The sequence below is a fragment of the Polyangiaceae bacterium genome (assembly GCA_016715885.1).
In the GTDB taxonomy this organism is placed as follows: Bacteria; Myxococcota_A; Polyangia; order Polyangiales; family Polyangiaceae; genus Polyangium.
In genome coordinates this window covers 1,091,753-1,109,443 of the sequence record JADJXL010000020.1, presented here as the reverse complement: position 1 = coordinate 1,109,443, position 17,691 = coordinate 1,091,753, and the positions used below count along the sequence as shown (strand labels likewise).

The window sequence follows — 17,691 nt, the reverse complement described above, 5'->3', positions numbered from 1 at the left end:
GGCGTAAACTCTTTGCTTTGCCTACGGACGTCCGCTACCATCGCCTCGCGAGCACCCCGAGCCATGAAAATTCTCTACGGCACATGCAACTTTGCCACGATCCGTACCGAAGGGTCTCTGTACGTCGACAAGACCCCGTTCTTGCCGCTCCTCGAGAACCTCAGCGGACGTTACCAGCTCTTCTTGCGCCCGCGACGGTTCGGCAAGTCCACCCTGCTCAGCATGCTCGAACATTATTACGACATCAACCATGCCGATCGATTCGACGAGCTCTTTCGCGGCTTGTGGGTTCATCAGAATCCCACGCCCGAAAAAAACAAATATCTGGTGCTCTCGTTGGATTTCTCGCCCGTTCGTTCGGACGGCACGGTAGCTGAAATTCGCACGAGCTTCGCCCGCACAATCAAAGTTGCATTGCGCTCGTTCATCAACAGATACAAAACCGTCGTTCCTGACCTGACGATGGCGTCGTCGATTGTCGGATCCGACGATGACGACGCAGGTGCGTTGGTGGCCGATGTATTGCAAATCGTCGCAGCCGCGGGACATAGCGTCTATTTGTTGATCGACGAATACGATCATTTTGGCAATCGATTGCTCAGCGACGGCGAAGAATCCACCTACCGTACGCTCGTAGGAACCAACGGGTACATTCGCAATTTTTATGGGTCCCTGAAAGCCCTTACGCGCACGTCACTCGTCCGCATGTTCGTGACGGGGGTCTCGCCCATCATGCTGGATGACCTGTCGAGCGGGTTCAACATCATTGCGCATATTTCGCAACTGTGTGAATTCAACGCGCTGGCGGGATTCACGCGCGTCGACGTCGAACGCGCCGTCGATGACTTGTTACGCGCGAAACCCCAGTTGGCGACGGACGAACGTTTGGGAAATCGCGACCAGCTCATGGGTGCGCTCGAACGGTACTACAATGGGTATCGATTCTCGCCCGTCGCGTCCGAAAGGCTCTACAATTCGACGCTCGTGATCTACTTCCTGGCCGCCGTATCGTCGACGGGCGGATACCCGCGCCAAATGCTCGATTTGAACGTCCGCACCGATTATGGACGTCTGCACGCCATCGCTCGAGCGGCCACCGAGCGGGACACCGAAATGCGGGAGCTGCTCGAAGAAATACTCACGAACGAGTCCGTACAAAGTCCCCTGGTGGAACAATTCGGGACCCGCATCTCGCTCGATCGCGCCCGGCTCGTGTCGCTGTTTTATTACATGGGTATGCTGACGTTTTCCGAAAATGCCGTCGAGACGGTCGAGCCACAGCTCGTCGTTCCCAACCGCGTCATGCGCGAGCTGCAATGGTCGTACCTCGCTCTCGCGCTCGAAGACCACGATCACATCAAGATCGACATGACCTACGTGGAGAATGCATTGACAAAGATGTCGGTCACGGGCGATATCCAACCGTTCGTGAAGATTTTCCACGATCAAGTCGTGAAGCGGATTGGACTGCGTGAATTGCTGAAGTTCGACGAGCAGACGATGAAGCTGATGCTTTTCGCCTACGTGGCGCAAACCCAAGCTTTTTATTTGATGACCGAGAAAGAATTCAACCAAGGATATTGCGATTTGTTGCTCGGTTTGCGCGGTATTGGCACCGCCGCGAAACATGCTTGGATCATCGAAGCGAAATATGTCAAGACCGACGCCACGGAGAACGAAATCGAAGCTGCCATTCAACAAGGTTTCGCGCAAATCGAGAAATACACGGCCGACAAAGACCTTGTCGCGATGCTCACGCGGGGCCACTTCTTGAAGGCCGGAGTGCTCATGTTCGTGGGCGTGAAGGACGTGTTTTTCCGGGCGTGGCCGAAGACGTGAATGGGGATGGGAGGTGGAGGATGCACAAAAACGCACGTCCAGTCACTGAACACTTGCCCAGAACCCACTTCGTCGACTACGCTCCGCCGACGTGATCGGCGAAATCCTGGATCGCAAGTACAAGCTGGTCTCTTTGCTCGGTCAAGGAGGCATGGGCGCCGTGTACGAGGCTCAGTGCGAAGGCACCGGCGCAAATGTCGCGGTGAAGGTGCTGCATGGTCACCTCGCCGAGGGGGATGGGGCGCGGCGATTCCAGCGCGAGGCAGAAGCTGCAAGGCGCATCAAGAGCAACAACATCGTGCGCATCGTGGAGGCGGGAACGTGCACAACGTCGGGGCGCATGTTCTTGGTCACGGAGCTGCTCGAAGGCAACGATTTGCAGCATTGGATCGATCGGATTGGCCCGCTGTCGCTTCACGGGGTGGTGCGGATGGCAGCGCAGGCATTGCGCGGCCTTTGCGATGCGCATGGGGCGCGCGTGGTGCATCGAGACATCAAGCCGGCCAATCTCTTTTTGGCTCGAGGTCCAAACGGGACGCTCACCGTGAAGATCCTCGATTTCGGCATCGCCAAAGTGCATCGGGAACCATTTTCGCAAGGAACGACGACGGACGTGACGGCGACGGGGAGCATGGTGGGATCGCCGCTGTACATGTCGCCGGAACAAATTCAAGATAGCCGAAACGTGGATGCTCGCACGGACGTTTGGGCGCTCGGGTCGGTGCTGTATGCGGCGCTTTCAGGACGCGCGCCACATCAACATTTGTCGTCCATGGGGCAGCTCCTCGTCGCAATCTGCGTGCACCCGGCCAAACCGCTCGTCGAGGTTGCACCTTGGGTGCCGGCGCAAATCGCGGCGATCGTGCATCGGGCGCTGGAAATTGATGCGGCTGCGCGTTATCCAAGCGCGACGGCGATGCTGGCCGATATCGAAAAGCTCGTCCCGGCAGGCGAGCTTCGCGAAGAAGACCTGCTTTCATCGCGTGACGGGTTTCGCTCGGTATACCTTTCGAGTTTGCCGCCGAGCGCACCGGCCGAGGTATCGCGTGTGGTGGTGGGGCCGAGCTCGGACAAGCCCATTCGAGGCGACGAGGCGACGGTGGTGGTGCCGAGGCACGAGGCATTGTCGGAGACCGAAATGCAGCCGCGGGTCATCGAGCGATCGGCGGTGCCGAAGCTGGGTACGCACGTAGCGGGAAAGCATGTGACGGTGGATCCGCGGCGTTTTCTCGGAGAAAAAAGCGAGCTGTGGACGTTGTCGCTCGACGTGCATCGCGACATTTCGACGCTGTTGTCACGGATTTGGAAAGCCATGCGTCGCGCCGGGGCGAAAGTGCCGCCGATGTCGTACGGTACGGAATGGGTGCTCTATGAACCGCGCACCCAGAAGTTTGTCGCGGATACGGGGCGTGATGGTGGGAAAATGAGCTTGGAGGAAGCGGGGATCCGTTCGGGGGCGGTTCTGTGGATTATGATGCCCGAGGGGAAAAAGGACGCGTAATCGCGCCCTTTACTCCACATGCGGCGGGATGCTCCACACCGAGCTTTCCGCTTCGACGGGCGCGGCGTCTTCCGCAGCGTGGCCGAAAAACTCCGCAATCTCGTGCTTGCGCGCTTCCGCATCCGCGCGACCCAAATCAATCAATCGACGCGCAAATGCTCCATCGAAGAGCAAATAACTCGCTAGATCCGCTTCCGTCCCTTCGCCCACGTCCACCAGTGTCAAGAGGCGCCGCATGAACGCGTGACTTCCACGAATGTTACCTCGACGAACGTATTCCGCCGCGAGCCTGCCAATGTCCTCCGACGGCCGTACCACCAGCGATCGAATATTGTTGTATGGCATCGCTCCGCGTCGTTCGGCCATACCATTGACCTGACGCAAAAACTCGGAACCATACATCCGCTCGGCATCGTCGATGATGTGATTCAATCGCGTCATCACTTCGAGGTCGGTCTGTATGTGGTCGAGCAAAAATGCATTGAGGATCTTGCCCAGCAAAAATGCCGCCCCAGGAACCTTCTCGTCCTCCGGCGAAGTGCTGACGCCCGAGATGTCTCGCGACAATCCAATCGCAAATACGTGCGTCGCACCCAATCGTAATGCTGGAGCAATGGGCGTGTTCTGACGTACGCCGCCATCCATGAACAGCTCGCGACCAATTCGCACCGGTGGAAACAATATCGGAATCGCGGCCGATGCCAGCGCATGAAGCGGCCCGATGTGCGCTCCGCGAATGATCGTCCGCGGCGGCGCGACCGTCGGCAATGCGCCATCCGGCCCCGTCTGCATGAAGATGACCGTACGACCCGACGCAACCTCGGTCGCCGACACGCTGAGCGCTCCAAGATGCCCGTGCCGCAATGTACGCGCGACCGCTCGCCACGGAATTTCCCGCTCGACCAGTTTTGCCATGGGCGCTACGTCGAACACGCCAACGGAATCCGTCCCACCACCAAAGAGCACCTTTGGCAGGCCCAACGCCTGACGGAAGCCAAATCCCAGCACGTCCGGCAAGTCGAGCTCGGTCCACAAGTTTGCCAGGCGCCGTATGCCCGTCGTCGGATCGGCCAAGTGCGCTGCCAAGAAGCACGCGTTGATCGCTCCGACCGACGTGCCGCACAGAATGTCGATCCGCGGAGCCGCACCGCGCACGCGGGCAAACCCGTCGAGGACGTACGAAAGAACGCCGACCTCGTACGCGCCACGCGCTCCGCCGCCCGAAAGAATCAGCGCAACTTTGCGACGCCCTGTGCCTGCTCGTTTCGTGGATCGTACCGTCATGCCAACTCGCCGCGAGCCCCGGAGTCCGATCGACCTGATTCGAACCCGAGGCTGTCCGCCTCCGACAGAATGCGCGCAACCACGGCCCTTCGCAAGAACAGCTCGCGCAGTCGCGGGTCCCGAACGTGCGCCGCGACCGATCGTATGTGGCTCGCCGAGCGAAAGACGGCGTCACGCAAACCAAGCGGACTAGCTCGCCTTAGGGCGTCGGTGCAAAGCGCTCGCACCTCGATGCCGTATTCGGAGCTCGTGGACTCGATCGCCCCGAGCGCGGTGCGTGCAAGCAAAACCCCGGTGTGATGCTCTTGCGCATCGATGCGCGCGGCAGCTTCGATGGCCGTTGCGTAGATGTGGTAGCTCAAGAGGCCCTGCGGCTCGGCGAGCTTGCGTGCGGCCTGCGCGTACTGAATCGCCTCGGCCGCGTGGTTCTCCGCTCGCGCAACGAGCGCGCGCACGATGCGCTCGTGCACGGTGTCGTACGCGCTGCCCGTGACCGCAACGAGCGCTCCGGCATCGCCGCACAAAGTTGCAGCCTCGGGGAGCGATCCGTGCTCGAGCAGCACTTCGGCCGAACAAAGCAGCGTGTCGGCGCGCGAATCTTGATCGGCGTATCGCTCGTGCGCTTCGCGAGCACGCTTCAAATACGAGAGGCCTCGTTCGACGTCGCCGAGCCGCGCGTACGCTTGCCCGACGTTGCTCAGCGTCTTGGCAATCTGAAAACGACCGCTGATCGCAAGGTCGATGCTGATCGACGAGAGCCCGAGCGCGATGGCGTCCTCGAACCGCTCCATGACGAACATGGCATAAGCGAGCGCATTTTTGGCCCTCGCTTCGCTGCGCCTTGCGCCCACGACGCGGAACACCGCGATGGCTTCGGCATGCGCCGTGACAGCTTCGTCCACGCGTCCCACTCGACGCAAGAGCACGCCTTTCGAACGCAACACCTCGGCTCGTATGCGTGGCGGAAGCTTTGCGACTTTGGCCACGTGAAGAGCGCGTTCACAAGCTTCGATCGCGCCGCGTACATCACCGAGATCGCCTAGGATTTCTGATAGGATCGTGTGCGCCTCGACCTCGAGCGCCGGTTGCTTCGACATGCGCGCCGCTTCGGTTGCGCGCTCGGCAACCGGCAATCCCCGCGCAAGCTGGCCGTCGTCGCAGTCGATACGCGCCGTTCGCACGAGCGCGAGCGCCGCCCAGCGAGCCTTGCCGCTGCGCTTTGCAAGGTCGCGCAATGCTTCGAGGTGTTTGCGCCGTTCACTGCGCCGGCCGAGGTGCCTGTAGATGGCTTCGAGCGCCGCGTGCGCGGTCATCTGCCGAGGATCGGTCGGCGGCAAGAGGCTCAACGCGCGCTGGTAATACCGCAGCGCGAGCTGCTCCTGATGCGTCGCGCGCGCCGAAGCCGCAGCCTCGAGGTACATCTCGGCAGCTTGCACCGGCGCTTCTCCACGCGCGAAGTGCCGCGCCACGATGGCCGCGGACAAGCCGCGCGCAAGCGGCGTGCGTGACAAGTGCTCACCTAGCAAAAGGTGCAGACGTGCACGCTTGGGGGCATCGAGCGCCAAGTAGGCGACGTCGCGCGCAAGTGGATGCCGAAAATCGACGGAATCCGCGCGCCTGTCACACAATCCGCGCGCACACAGCCGCGTGATCGGCTCGCCATCGGGCAGGCGCGTCAGCGCTAAAATATCTGCTTCAGTAAGTGGCCCGCCGGCAACCGCAAGCCACGCAACGACGTCATGCTCGGCCGCCGGAAGCTCGCGGATGCGATCCCCGATGAGCTGTTCCAGCGTCGATGGAAGCGTTTCACCGCGTTCCCCTGGTCGTTCGTGGCGCACCAGCTCGTGCCCGCCGTTTTCGTTTTCGACGATCTCGAGCGTGCCGCGCTCGAGCAGCGCGTCGACCATTTCCAGCAAGAAAAACGGGTTTCCCGCAACGCGCGGCACGAGCTCGCCGCAGATGGCGGCCACGCCGTCGCGCACGCCGAGACGCGCTTCGACCAAACGCACTTGCTCTTCCGGCGCGAGCCCTCGGAGCTCGATGTGCACGAGCCCCTCGACGAACGAGAGCACGCGTTCATCGGGCCTCGTCACGAGCACGCAGAGGAGCGGGATGGGCTCGCTTCGGCGCAGGATCTCCTTGAAGAGCTCGAGGCTTGCGCGATCGGCCCATTGAAGGCCGTCGATGATCATGATGAGCGGATTGCGACGCGTGAGGCCAACGAGCAGCCGGCGAATGCCTTGAACGACCAAGTCGTGTCGATAGTTGCTGGCGTCTTCTTCCTGGTGATCGCCGTGTTGCGTGCCCGTGACGAGCTCTGCGAGGCGCAAGATTTCGCGCGGCGCGCTCATGGCTCGCATGAACGGGCCGAAGATGTCGCGCAGGGCTGCTTGCACATCGTCGAGCGCGCTGTCGAGGCCCATGCCCGTGACTTCACGAAGAAGGTCCGCAACGGTCGCCAAGGGCAGCTCGATCTTCACGGGCGAACATTCGATCTGCACGACGCGCACGTTTCGCGGCAAATCCGTCAGAAACGCCGACACGAGCGCGGTTTTTCCAATGCCCATTTCGCCCACGACGACGCGTGCGACGAGCTCGCCACGCGTCATGCGTGACATCGGAGCTTCATCCGCTCCGCCGAATGGATTCGACAGCGCTGCCGACGTGCAGCGGTGATACGCCGCGTGCAAGTCCGCGCGTTCGGCGTCGCGACCCACGAGATCGCTCTGCCCAATCGAAAGCTCGTCCGTGCGCTCTTCGCGCGTCAGCGGCCGCTCGAGCGAATACAGGCGCATCTGCGGAGGCACGCGGTAGCCCGATGTATCGCCGAGCGTCAGCACGGGCGCGTCGCCCCATCGGAAATCGCGACGCACCAAGCGATAAACGCCGCCTGCGACCCACGTTTTGCCAAAGGGAGTCGCTGCACCTACGCGATCGGCGAGGAAGTCGGCGGGCGCTTGCAGCGTGTGCCGCACGAGGTGACCTTGCGTGTCGCGTTCACCCGCGGCGATGCCTCGTACGATGCCGATCGACGCTTTCAGCGGTGCAGGCAGGTCTTCGCTCGCACCGGCCAACGCTTCGTGCACGTCGAGCGCGAGCGAAGCGGAATCCACGGCTGACCTCGACGGATTGGCGAGCAACCCGACGATGGCTCGCGCCGACCACGCGGATTCCCACGACCACACGGCGCCGTGCTTGAAGGCGATGTCGTCGAGGGTTTGTCGTATCGACACGGCCATGCGCCGCACCGCTTGATTGGCGGGCTCGGCATGATCATGCGACGCGTCGTCGATGCGCAGCGTGACGACCGCGACGTGCCGCACTTCTCGCGCAACGCGCACGGGAACCGGGCCACGCGTGTCTTCCGCGGGCATGCGTGCGAGCGGCACCGCCGCCATCGTCGCGGCTTCTGGCGCGTCCTGTGGATTGTCCGCCGGCAAATCAACTTCACGCCCGAACAGTTCCAGCAGCATCGCTTCGATCGACGCCGAATCGACCAGCTCTTGTTTCGCGAGCAGCGTGCGCATGATCGCCGCGCTCATCTCGCGCGCCGTTTGAAAGCGATCCTCGCGCGAACGACTCATCGCTCTCAGCACGATCGCTTCGAGCTCCGGGGGAACGTCCGGCACATAGAACGAAGGCCGTTCGAACGTCCCGTTTCGCACGGCGTCGAGCAGGATGTCGTCGTTGCTCTTGTCGTACGGCGATCGCAGCGTGAGCATCTCGTAGAAGACCACGCCCAGCCCGTAGATGTCGCTTCTGCGATCGACTTGTTCCCCGTGCGCTTGCTCGGGCGACATGTACCCGAATTTCCCCTTCAAGACGCCTTGTTCTTGCCGAAAAAGGTTTGCCGTGGCGATACCGAAGTCGGCGATCTTCACCGCGCCTTCGTACGACAACAGGATGTTTTGCGGAGACACGTCGCGATGCACGATCGCGAGCGGCACGCCGCCTTCGTCCTTGCGTTCGTGCGCGTAGTGCAGCCCTTTGGCGGCTTCCGAAATGATGTACGCCGCGACGAACGGCGGGATGCGCGCGCCGAGTCGCTTCGCGTTCGACATGATCTTGCCGAGGTCGAAGCCTTCGACGTACTCCATCGACAAGAGCAGCCCATCATCGCCATGATCGCTGAACTCGTACACCTGCACGATGTTCGGGTGATTCAGGCGCGTGGCCAGGTGCGCTTCCTCGACGAACATCGTTCGGAAGCGTCGTGACGAACCGTGCGCCGGGAGCACGCGTTTGACGACGAGCAGCTTGTAGGTCCCTTCAGCGCCGCGTTTTTTCGCAAGAAACACTTCCGCCATGCCGCCGGCACCCAGGCGGCGGAGGATCTCGAAATCGGCAAGTTGGTCAGGGTGCATCGCCATAACGCGCTGCTGAAGACGAACGGTCCGGTCGCATGGTAGCGTCGCGTCACGAGTCCCGGAACAAAACGATGCTACTTCTCCCTCCTCGATTCCGCCTCTCCGCTCATCGCGCGCGCTTGCAAAAGATGGTGCCGCTCGCCGGCGTCTCATTTTTGCTCGGTGCGCTCGCTTTTCCCAGAATCGTGCTCGCCGACGAGCCGGTGCCCAAAGGCGTCGACACCGTGGTCGATCCCGATGCGGAGCCGAAGCCCCCGCCCGAGCTTCCGCCGCCAGATCCCAATGCATGGGGCGTTGGAGGCAAAGAGGAAGGCGAAGGCAAGTTTGCTCCGCAGGGCAAGACGGGTCACTTGAAGGAGGAAGAAGAAGCGGCAAAAGAGGCTGCAAAACCCGAGGATTATCGTCCGCTTCCCCCGCGTGACGTCGGCATCGACACCGTGATCGGCGTCGGCGACATCCGTGACATACGAAGTGACTCGAACCCGACGAAAACGACCTTCGTGACGTTCGTGCCCTACTTCGAGTGGCGCATGGATGAACGATGGTCGTGGGGCGTGCGTTTGCCCTTCTCGACAGGATCCATCGACGGTCCGGTCGACAATGACGCGTATAGCCCGTTCGCGACGGGCAACTTCGAGGGGCACGTCAAGGCAAGAATCAAGCTGAGGCGCTTCATGCGTCTGCCCATCTCGCTGGCTGTCGCGATCCCGACGGGTCAAGGCCAGATGTTTCCGCCGGCGGATGAAACGGGTGCCAAGCCTCAAGCGCTGCTCAACCACGCCGCGGGGGCCGCACGCGGATGGGAAGAACAAGCGCTCTTTACGCCGAAGCGTTTGAGCTTCGTACCGGGCGTCGGCTTCACGTACGACACGCGCAACATGCACTTCGGTGCGAGCACGAAGCTCGAGCTGATGATCCGCACGGCGGGCGGGCTTCCAGCGACGGAAAACGACGGCACGGTGCACAACCCGGCGCTGAACTGGGTCACGGGAGCATCGTTCTTTTACGACTTCCTCGACGGCAAGGTTTCCCCCGGGCTTCGTGCGTGGCTTGCGGTCTCGCGTTTGCCCGAATCCGTGCGCAGCAGCGATTATTCGGGCGCGCAGTTCGTCGTCGAGCCTGGCGTGAACAGCACGATTCCCGTGGGCAAGGCGATGGCCGTGCGCGCGGGGCTTGGTGTCATTCTTCCCGTGAGCGGCCCGATTGGCGGCGCGCACTCGGCGTCCATTGCGGGCGTACGGCTGAACGCGGGACTGTCGTTCTGAAAGGGTCACCCCGACCCTCTTCAACTCCGCGGTTTTGCCGCTTCGTGGAGAGGGGGGAGCAGGAACAGATCGAGCCTCTTTTCCCCCTCTCCACGTAGCATTGCGAAGCAATGCGGAGTTGGAGAGGGGGTTAGGGGGTGAGGCGCGCAAGAGCGTGGCATTTTCGCCGCAAGTTAGCGCTATTGGTCCAACCCCTCCTCGAATCGTCCGGAAAAACTGAAAATCCTACACTCGCAATTCATCATCATCCCTATTTCCCGATTAAATTCGTTTCGTTTGTCCCTACCACACAGCCAGCCCGACGCTATCCTCTTCGGCCCCGGTAGCTCGTCACCGGGATACGAGGTGCGACGCGAACATGCGATGGCTGAGGAATTTCGATAAGCAAAAGGTACGACCCGTTATCGTGGTGGCCGTAATTGCCGTCATGACGATCCTGGCGCTCGTCGTGCGCTCCTGGACGCCCGATAAGATGCTTTCCTACACCGACCTCGTGCGTCTCCCCGACGCAAAGTCGGTCAGCCACGTGCGCGTCGAAGGCGAGCGATTCGAAGTCAAGTTCACCGATGGCCGCGAGAGCACCGGCATCGTGGGCGACGAACAAGCCCGCCGAGCCCTCGTCGACAAGTTCGTCGCGACAGGATCGACTGTCGAGTACGGCGCATTGCAAGAAGCACCCGGCTCGCGCGCCGTGGCTGCCATCGCGCCCATTGTCGTCATCCTGCTCCTCGCCGGTGGTGCGTTCGCCATGCATCGTCGCAAGAACCGAGCGCACTTTGCCGAGGTTGGTACGCGCACATCGAGCCCTCCTGTGCGCTTCACCGATGTCGCCGGCATGGACGAAGTCAAAGAGGCGCTCAGCGAAACCGTCGAGTTTTTGCGCAGCCCCGAACGATTCAGCCGCCTCGGAGGCCGTCCTCCGCGGGGAGTGCTCCTCACGGGCGCGCCGGGCACGGGCAAAACGCTCCTCGCGCGGGCCGTCGCGACCGAAGCGGGCGTGCCATTCTTGTCGGCATCGGGATCGAGCTTTCAGGAAATGTTCGTCGGCGTGGGCGCATCTCGCGTGCGCAGCTTATTCGCCGAAGCCAGGCGAGCATCCTCGTGTATCATCTTCATCGACGAAATCGATGCAGTCGGGCGATCGCGTGGTCGCAGTGGGGATTCCGCGTCGATGGACCACGACCAAACGTTGAATCAGCTCCTCGTGGAAATGGACGGGTTCGATCACACGACTGGCATTGTGGTCATTGCATCCACGAACCGTGTCGATGTATTGGATCCTGCGCTGCTCAGGCCGGGGCGATTCGATCGGCAGGTTGTCGTGCCATTGCCTGATTTACGCGGGCGTCGCGAGATCCTCGAAGTCCACGCCAGGCCCATTACGCTCGAGGACGACGTCGACTTGGCGCACGTGGCAAAGGTCACGCCGGGTTTTTCCGGTGCGGAGCTGGCGAATTTGCTCAACGAGGCGGCCATTTTGGCGGCGCGTGAAGGAGCGGAGGCGGTGGAGCTTTCGCATATCGACAAAGCGCGCGACAAGGTGCTCATGGGAGCCGAGCGCAAGTCGCTGGTGCTCGATCCCGTCGAGCGTCGGGCGACGGCGATTCACGAAGCGGGCCACGTCGCGGTTGCGCTCGCGGCAAAGCATGCCGATCCGGTGCACAAGGTATCGATTTTGCCGCGGGGCAGGGCGCTCGGCGTGACACAAGCGCTTCCTGAGCGGGATCGATTACTTCACACGCGTGAATTCCTCGAGGATCAGATTTGCATGCTCATGGGTGGACGTGCTGCTGAAATGGTCATGCTCGGGACGATGACTGCGGGCGCTGCGGACGACATACAGCGAGCGGCGACGCTGGCGCGCAAGATGGTGGGCGAGCTTGGAATGAGCGAGCTTGGGCCGATCAGCCTGACGGATCATCCAAACGCGGCTGCTCATAGCGGGGCGCTCATCGGGCGGGTGGACGAGGTATCGCGGAAGCTCGTCGAGTCGCAGCTCGAGCGCGCGTGCAAGATTGTCGAATCCATGCGTAGTGGCGTGGATCGGCTTACAGAGAAGCTCTTGGAAGAGGATACGGTTGCGGGGGACGATATCGTGGCGTGTTTCGAGTGAGGGCAGGCACGAGGCTACGGGCGCATGGGGGTTTTCCCGTGCGTCCGTAAAAACCTCTAGCTTGCGGATGCGCTTTCGGTTAAGCTCGGCGGCATGCTGATGGAACAGCTTGCTGCCGATGGTATCGAGCTCGATCTTCCTGCCGCGTGTCGAAATGCTCCGCTTGTAGAAGCGACGCCCGAGGAGATGGCGGCGTTTGAAGTCGGTATGGCGGACATTCGGGCTGGGCGCACGGTCAGTTCGGAGCAAATACGCGCCAGCATCGAAGCGCGTTCCAAGCATGAGTCGTAGCGTATCTTGGTCGGTGCCTGCCTTGGCGCGAATTCCCGCAAAATCGCCCCTGCGAACGTTCGATCCGCCGTGGTCGCCTCGGCACATCCCCAAATCACTCTCCCGATCCGCCGATCTCCGTCCCCGGATCGCCTCATCACCCGTCCGCATCGGCGAAGCGCATCGCCAAAACGCCAGATCACTCGTCCGATCTGCCCTTCTGCTCACACAAAACGCCAGATCACTCGTCCGATCTGCCCTTCTGCTCACACAAAACGTCACATCGGACGTCTGCAAGGTCGATTTTTTTAAAAAGATCGCCATTGCGGAACGGATCTTGCGTGGGTGGGGAGAACTACGCAGGCGTTTCTGATTTCGGTGTCACGGGAATCGGGCCGTCGACGTCGTGCCGCGATTCTAGCAAACGCTAACGGTCTTCGTCGGTGAGCATGGGTTACCTCGCAAGTGATGAGGGCGAGGAAACAGCGGTGGAAATGGCCCCCAGAAATTCATGGTGATAGCTGACTACGTATGACGACGCTCCGGCTTGTCCGGGTTCTTGACGCGCGTGCGGAGGTGGGTGTAGATGGTCGGCGATGGACTTTCTGATGCGTCTGCGCCGCTACTTGGAGCGGGTAGGGCAAGCCCCCGAGGGGCTTCCGTACGTGACCGTGGACGTCGCTGCGCACAGGCGGTTCTTGCTGGAGACGATCGAAAAGGAATGGGGAGTTGTTGAGTGGCGAGAAGCTGAGCTGGTGAACCACGGATGGGATGCACTCCGTACCAGTGCAGTGATTCGAGGCTTGGCAAGCGACATTGTCGACCAGTTAGATCCGACGGTGACGACGAGTCGGCTCGCAAATCTTATCAATGAGGGTATTGCGATTTACTTCTGCACGATCCGGGCAAGTGGGCATCCGGCGACCATCAGTGTACCACCGGCGGACCGGCATTTGTATCAGATTGCGGCCCATGCGTTCGATCGCAAATATTCATCGGGTGCGTGGGAATTTCCGCCTCATTATGCATTCGAGGTGCGTCTGGTTCAGAGGCGCGCCGACAAGGTCGTGCTGTCTCGCTGTGGAAGTACATTTCTCGAAATGACGGGCATCGCGGCAATCCAATGGTTGGTCACGCTCGAAGCGGCGCAATCGATTGGCTCGGATGACGATTTTCGGTTGTCGCCCGAATATGCATCCTATTTGGCTCGGGAACGTCAGGTGCGAACGGATGACGAAATAATTGATCCCACCCTCGAACGGCTCGAGGCATTTGGTTTGCTTGGTTCTCAGCATAGGACCGACTCGGAATATTGGGTCGTGGAGCGTCACTTGCCCATATTCGAAGAAATCGGCCAACGAAAATCGACGCCCTACGCCATCCTCGCCGACGCGCTCTTGCGGGACGAAACCATGGGGCTCGTCGAACGAGCGCATCCAGACGCCCGGATGATGCAAGAAAGCGCGGCCGCGACAACCGCACTTCAAGCTCGCATGGTCGTGCACGAAGTACGCAATGCTCTCGTTCCTGCACAGATCGCTTTCAATGCGATAGTATCGAAGATATCTGACGACGACGAAGTTTTGCAAAAAAGGCGCGCGCGTGTCGAGGGCGGTATTCAGCGCGCGCTCGATTTCGTCGATGGCATGCTGCGCGTAGCCAATCTCGGCGTCGAACAGCCGACCACGTTCGATGTTGCAACGGCATTGCGCGACGCATGTGCCGCAATGTTGCGCGAGCTCAACGGGGGATTCCAGCAGCCAATGGCTATTTCCGAGGGATCGGTCGTGGGCCCTCGCGATCGATTTGTTCTTGCCGTAACGAATCTCCTGCGAAATGCCGCCCAGAGCATAGCGGGCAAGGCAGACGGGCGCATCGCCATATCGACGGAAGTCGCCGAGTCTTTCATTCTGATCCACGTGGATGACAACGGAGCCGGCGTACCCGTGGCGCAGCGTAGCGCCATCTTCGAACCGGGAATCACATTCCGCACGGGTGGCAGCGGCCAAGGACTTGCACTGGTGCGTCAAGTCATCGAAGGTGAGATGCGAGGCTTCGTCATGTGCACGGATGCTCCACTCAGCGGCGCCAGATTCACGCTTCGGATCCCCTTGCAATCGAGGACGACATGAACGACTTCGGACGGATTCTCATCATCGATGACGACGTGGCGTTCCTGGAGACATACGAGGATCTCCTATCTGCGCAAGGGTACATCGTCGAGCGGGCGACGAACCGGACCAAGGCGCTCGAGCGGCTGGACGAACCCGGTTGGGCGGTCGTCATCGTCGACCAGAAGCTCAATGGTCCGGGCGGTCCCGACGATGGCCTCGACTTGATTGCCGAAGTCGGCATCCGGGCTCCGGGGGCCAAGGCTATCCTCGCAACGGCATATGCATCCAAGGTGGCGGTCGAACGGGCATTCAGGGACGGCGCATACGATTATCTCGAAAAGCGGGACGTATTCGCGGCGCTTCTGCAAGTCAAGGTGCGAAACGCGATGGAAGCCGTGCGCGAGCGATGGCTGGGGTCACTCGACCAATCCGCTACGGAGACGGCCATTCGAAACACCTGGGACGCCGTGAGAAACGAAAAGGATCGTCAACGCAAAGGTCTCCTTCTCGAGCACCTCATGGAACTGATCCTCAAGACGATTCCAGGATTCAACCGTCTCGGTTCGCGAATGAAAAACGAAACCGAGGAATTGGATATTCTGGTGCAGAACAACTCGCCCGATCCATTTTGGCAAAAAGAGAGCCCGTACATTCTCGTCGAATGCAAGAACTGGTCGAGTCAGCACGTGGGCACCAAGGAAGTTCGGGATCTTCTAGGAAAAATCGAAGATCGGTACCAACGTTGTCGCCTTGCCGTGCTCGTCGCCGTGGGGGGATTTGCCGATACCGTGCGTCTGGAACTGGCCAAAGGGGCGAAAGGGAATCAGCTCGTGATGCTCATGGGGGCTGGCGATCTCGACAACTTGGTGAAGTCAGCCGATCGTAATGAGGTGTTGAAAGACGTGCACCGGCGTGCTGTTGGGGCGACATTCGACCATGGGCGGGACGAATAGCGCGCACACACCCGGTGCTGCACTCACCGTAGCCCCGCTATCCCTGCCACGGCGATGCGCCCTTCTTGCGCATAATCGATCGCTTCGCCCAAAATGCGCGCCGCCTCTTGTGGCGCGTGGAACCCCATCGAATTCTCCGCATTGATGAAGTCGACCCGGAACTGCGCCCGCCGTTGATAGTCGCGCGCGGCCTTCAGCTCTTCATCCGTCGCGCCCACGGCCATTGCGGTTTCGATGTCGGCAATCAATGCGACCAGCGCATCGAGCGCTCGGTTCATCAGGCCCTTGGTACGGTCCTGAATGATGGCCACGCGGCTCTTGATCTCGGCCTCTTCATAACGATGACAAACCTGACACGACCGAGCCACCTGGAGCATGGGGCTGCGGACCTGGTGGTCGCTGAACTTGAGCGCCCCTTCGCGCGTGTACGGCATGTGGCAATCCGCGCACGCGACGCCCGAACGCGCATGAATGCCCTGACTCCAAAGCTCGAATTCCGGATGCTGCGCCTTGATGACGTCGGCACCGGTCGTCTTGTGCTTCCAATCGGAAAATGGAGTGCCGTCCGGGAATTTGTAGTCGGCGTAGTAGGCTTCGATTTGTTCGAACTTCAGCCCATTGTTCCACGGGTAAAACAGCGTCGTCTTGGGCCCGCAGTAATATTCGACGTGACATTGCCCGCAGGTGAACGAACGCATTTCTTGGCGGCTCGCCATCGTATTCGGATCGTAGGGCGTTTTGCGATTGCCTTTTCGCCACGTGGCAATCGATGGAATGTGCGGGACCGGATCGTCGCTCGTTGCCAGCGCCGCGATGCCTCGGATGAATCCGGGACGCGTCACGCGAAGCTGCATCGATTGCGGATCATGGCAATCGATGCACGCGACCGGGTGCTTGACGCGCTCGGTTGCTTTCGCATAAGGCTCCGCCGTGACGATTTCGAATCCTTTCATGAGCTGCGCTTTGCCCGATTCGCTCAGCAAGGGATCCGCGAGTGACCCCGCAGCACCTGCATCGATGCCGGCTTTTCGATACGCCACCGTCGTGCTGGCATGACAATGCACGCAAGCGCCCGGCTGTGGCCTCTTCAGCACGCGCTCGGTTTCCCGCTGGTCGTGCAGCATATAGGCGTGACCACGCTCTTCGCGAAAATCGATGGCAAATGCATAACCGTTCCACATCGTGACGAGACGCGGGTCCTGCTCGATGTGGCTCTTCGTTTTGGCGACGTTGTTTTCGCCGATGGCAAACGGGTCCGCTTCGCTGCCGCCATAACGCGTGCGCTCCATGTCGACGGTGCGTTTGTAGGCGTCGTACTGCCGAGGGTAATTCTTGCCCCATTCGGCCGGATCGACCGTCTGCTCGTCGATGTTCGCGACGCGAAGCACCGTATATTGAGCTTCAGCTTTGCGGTCGGCGATGGTTTGGTGCACGAGCATGACGCCGATGATGGCGACGGCGACCAGAATGGTAAGGATCGTGTAGCGGTTTTTCATGCGTTCATCTCGTGTTAGCGAGTTCGTCCGTGTCCGACGACGATGTGGCAATGCGTGCAATCGATTTTTTCGTCCGAATGTCCGCGCGGCGCGGTCATTTCACTCACCATGGTGTCGTGACATCGAATGCAATTCTCGTTCAATACGGCCTTGTTGCTCTTCCGAATGCGGATCGGTTCGGGGAAGTCCTGGAGCGTGAAACCCTTCGAGTGGAGAAAGCCGTTTTGGGCCTTGACGAGGTATTTGGGAATGAACGACGTCGGCGTGTGGCAATCATTGCACGTGGCGACGGCATGATGGCTCGCCTTGAGCCACCCGTCATAATGGTCGTTCATGATGTGGCAGTTTTTGCAAGCGGCCGGATCATTCGAAAGATACGACGCGCCTTGGCCATACCAAAAGGTGTAGCCGCCGGAGAGCACGAGGATCCCGAACAAGATGGCAAACGATTGTTTCACGAAGTCATTCCCTGAGCCGCGAGGGAGCGGT

Annotated in this window: 11 protein-coding genes; 7 read left to right on the top strand and 4 right to left on the bottom strand. The window is 60.8% G+C overall.

The features are described from left to right. The first annotated feature begins 63 nt into the window (after nt 1–63). Both IPM54_29900 and IPM54_29895 read left to right on the top strand, forming a co-directional pair. Nucleotides 64–1,839 carry an AAA family ATPase gene (locus tag IPM54_29900; GenBank protein MBK9264003.1) on the top strand — a complete coding sequence of 592 codons (1,776 nt, stop codon included), beginning with the start codon at nt 64–66 and terminating at the stop codon, nt 1,837–1,839. 91 nt (nt 1,840–1,930) lie between these two features. Continuing rightward, entirely contained in the window at nt 1,931–3,340 is a 1,410-nt protein-coding gene (locus tag IPM54_29895) for a serine/threonine protein kinase (protein MBK9264002.1), read from the top strand. Nucleotides 3,341–3,349: 9 nt separating this feature from the next. Here IPM54_29895 and IPM54_29890 read toward each other — a convergent pair whose 3' ends face one another. Together IPM54_29890 and IPM54_29885 are read right to left on the bottom strand one after the other, a co-directional pair. Beyond that, complete coding sequence (locus IPM54_29890; GenBank protein ID MBK9264001.1) at nt 3,350–4,624, bottom strand: patatin-like phospholipase family protein; 1,275 nt, start codon at nt 4,622–4,624, stop codon at nt 3,350–3,352. Further along, nucleotides 4,621–8,994 carry a protein kinase gene (locus tag IPM54_29885; protein ID MBK9264000.1) on the bottom strand — a complete coding sequence of 1,458 codons (4,374 nt, stop codon included), beginning with the start codon at nt 8,992–8,994 and terminating at the stop codon, nt 4,621–4,623. The genes IPM54_29890 and IPM54_29885 overlap by 4 nt, the downstream gene beginning before the upstream one ends. A gap of 68 nt (nt 8,995–9,062) precedes the next feature. Here IPM54_29885 and IPM54_29880 point away from each other — a divergent pair, with 68 nt between their 5' ends. The 5 genes from IPM54_29880 to IPM54_29860 all read left to right on the top strand — a co-directional run bounded on the left by IPM54_29880 (nt 9,063) and on the right by IPM54_29860 (nt 15,706). Next, nucleotides 9,063–10,256, top strand: coding sequence for a hypothetical protein (locus IPM54_29880; protein ID MBK9263999.1), 1,194 nt, complete (start codon nt 9,063–9,065; stop codon nt 10,254–10,256). 358 nt (nt 10,257–10,614) lie between these two features. Beyond that, nucleotides 10,615–12,369: an ATP-dependent zinc metalloprotease FtsH gene (gene ftsH, locus IPM54_29875; GenBank protein MBK9263998.1), complete on the top strand. Its 1,755-nt coding sequence runs from the start codon at nt 10,615–10,617 to the stop codon at nt 12,367–12,369. Nucleotides 12,370–12,462: 93 nt separating this feature from the next. Further along, on the top strand, nt 12,463–12,660 hold the full coding sequence (locus IPM54_29870; protein ID MBK9263997.1) for a hypothetical protein: 198 nt from the start codon (nt 12,463–12,465) through the stop codon (nt 12,658–12,660). A gap of 575 nt (nt 12,661–13,235) precedes the next feature. Then, the gene (locus IPM54_29865; protein ID MBK9263996.1) at nt 13,236–14,771 is read left to right on the top strand and encodes a sensor histidine kinase; all 1,536 of its coding nucleotides are present in this window, start codon (nt 13,236–13,238) and stop codon (nt 14,769–14,771) included. Beyond that, the gene (locus IPM54_29860; protein MBK9263995.1) at nt 14,768–15,706 is read left to right on the top strand and encodes a response regulator; all 939 of its coding nucleotides are present in this window, start codon (nt 14,768–14,770) and stop codon (nt 15,704–15,706) included. Before IPM54_29865 ends, IPM54_29860 begins: the two co-directional genes overlap by 4 nt. Nucleotides 15,707–15,729: 23 nt before the next feature. Here IPM54_29860 and IPM54_29855 read toward each other — a convergent pair whose 3' ends face one another. Beyond that, complete coding sequence (locus IPM54_29855) at nt 15,730–17,202, bottom strand: ammonia-forming cytochrome c nitrite reductase subunit c552 (protein ID MBK9263994.1); 1,473 nt, start codon at nt 17,200–17,202, stop codon at nt 15,730–15,732. 14 nt (nt 17,203–17,216) lie between these two features. After that, nucleotides 17,217–17,660, bottom strand: coding sequence for a cytochrome c nitrite reductase small subunit (nrfH, locus tag IPM54_29850; protein ID MBK9263993.1), 444 nt, complete (start codon nt 17,658–17,660; stop codon nt 17,217–17,219). Nucleotides 17,661–17,691: the final 31 nt, after the last annotated feature.

Coding starts and splice junctions, on each gene's coding strand:
- IPM54_29865 (MBK9263996.1), top strand. CDS start 13,236: ATGGACTTTCTGATGCGTCTGCGCCGCTACTTGGAGCGGGTAGGGCAA.
- ftsH (MBK9263998.1), top strand. CDS start 10,615: ATGCGATGGCTGAGGAATTTCGATAAGCAAAAGGTACGACCCGTTATC.
- IPM54_29900 (MBK9264003.1), top strand. CDS start 64: ATGAAAATTCTCTACGGCACATGCAACTTTGCCACGATCCGTACCGAA.
- IPM54_29890 (MBK9264001.1), bottom strand. CDS start 4,624: ATGACGGTACGATCCACGAAACGAGCAGGCACAGGGCGTCGCAAAGTT.
- IPM54_29870 (MBK9263997.1), top strand. CDS start 12,463: ATGCTGATGGAACAGCTTGCTGCCGATGGTATCGAGCTCGATCTTCCT.
- IPM54_29880 (MBK9263999.1), top strand. CDS start 9,063: ATGCTACTTCTCCCTCCTCGATTCCGCCTCTCCGCTCATCGCGCGCGC.
- IPM54_29855 (MBK9263994.1), bottom strand. CDS start 17,202: ATGAAAAACCGCTACACGATCCTTACCATTCTGGTCGCCGTCGCCATC.
- IPM54_29885 (MBK9264000.1), bottom strand. CDS start 8,994: ATGGCGATGCACCCTGACCAACTTGCCGATTTCGAGATCCTCCGCCGC.
- IPM54_29860 (MBK9263995.1), top strand. CDS start 14,768: ATGAACGACTTCGGACGGATTCTCATCATCGATGACGACGTGGCGTTC.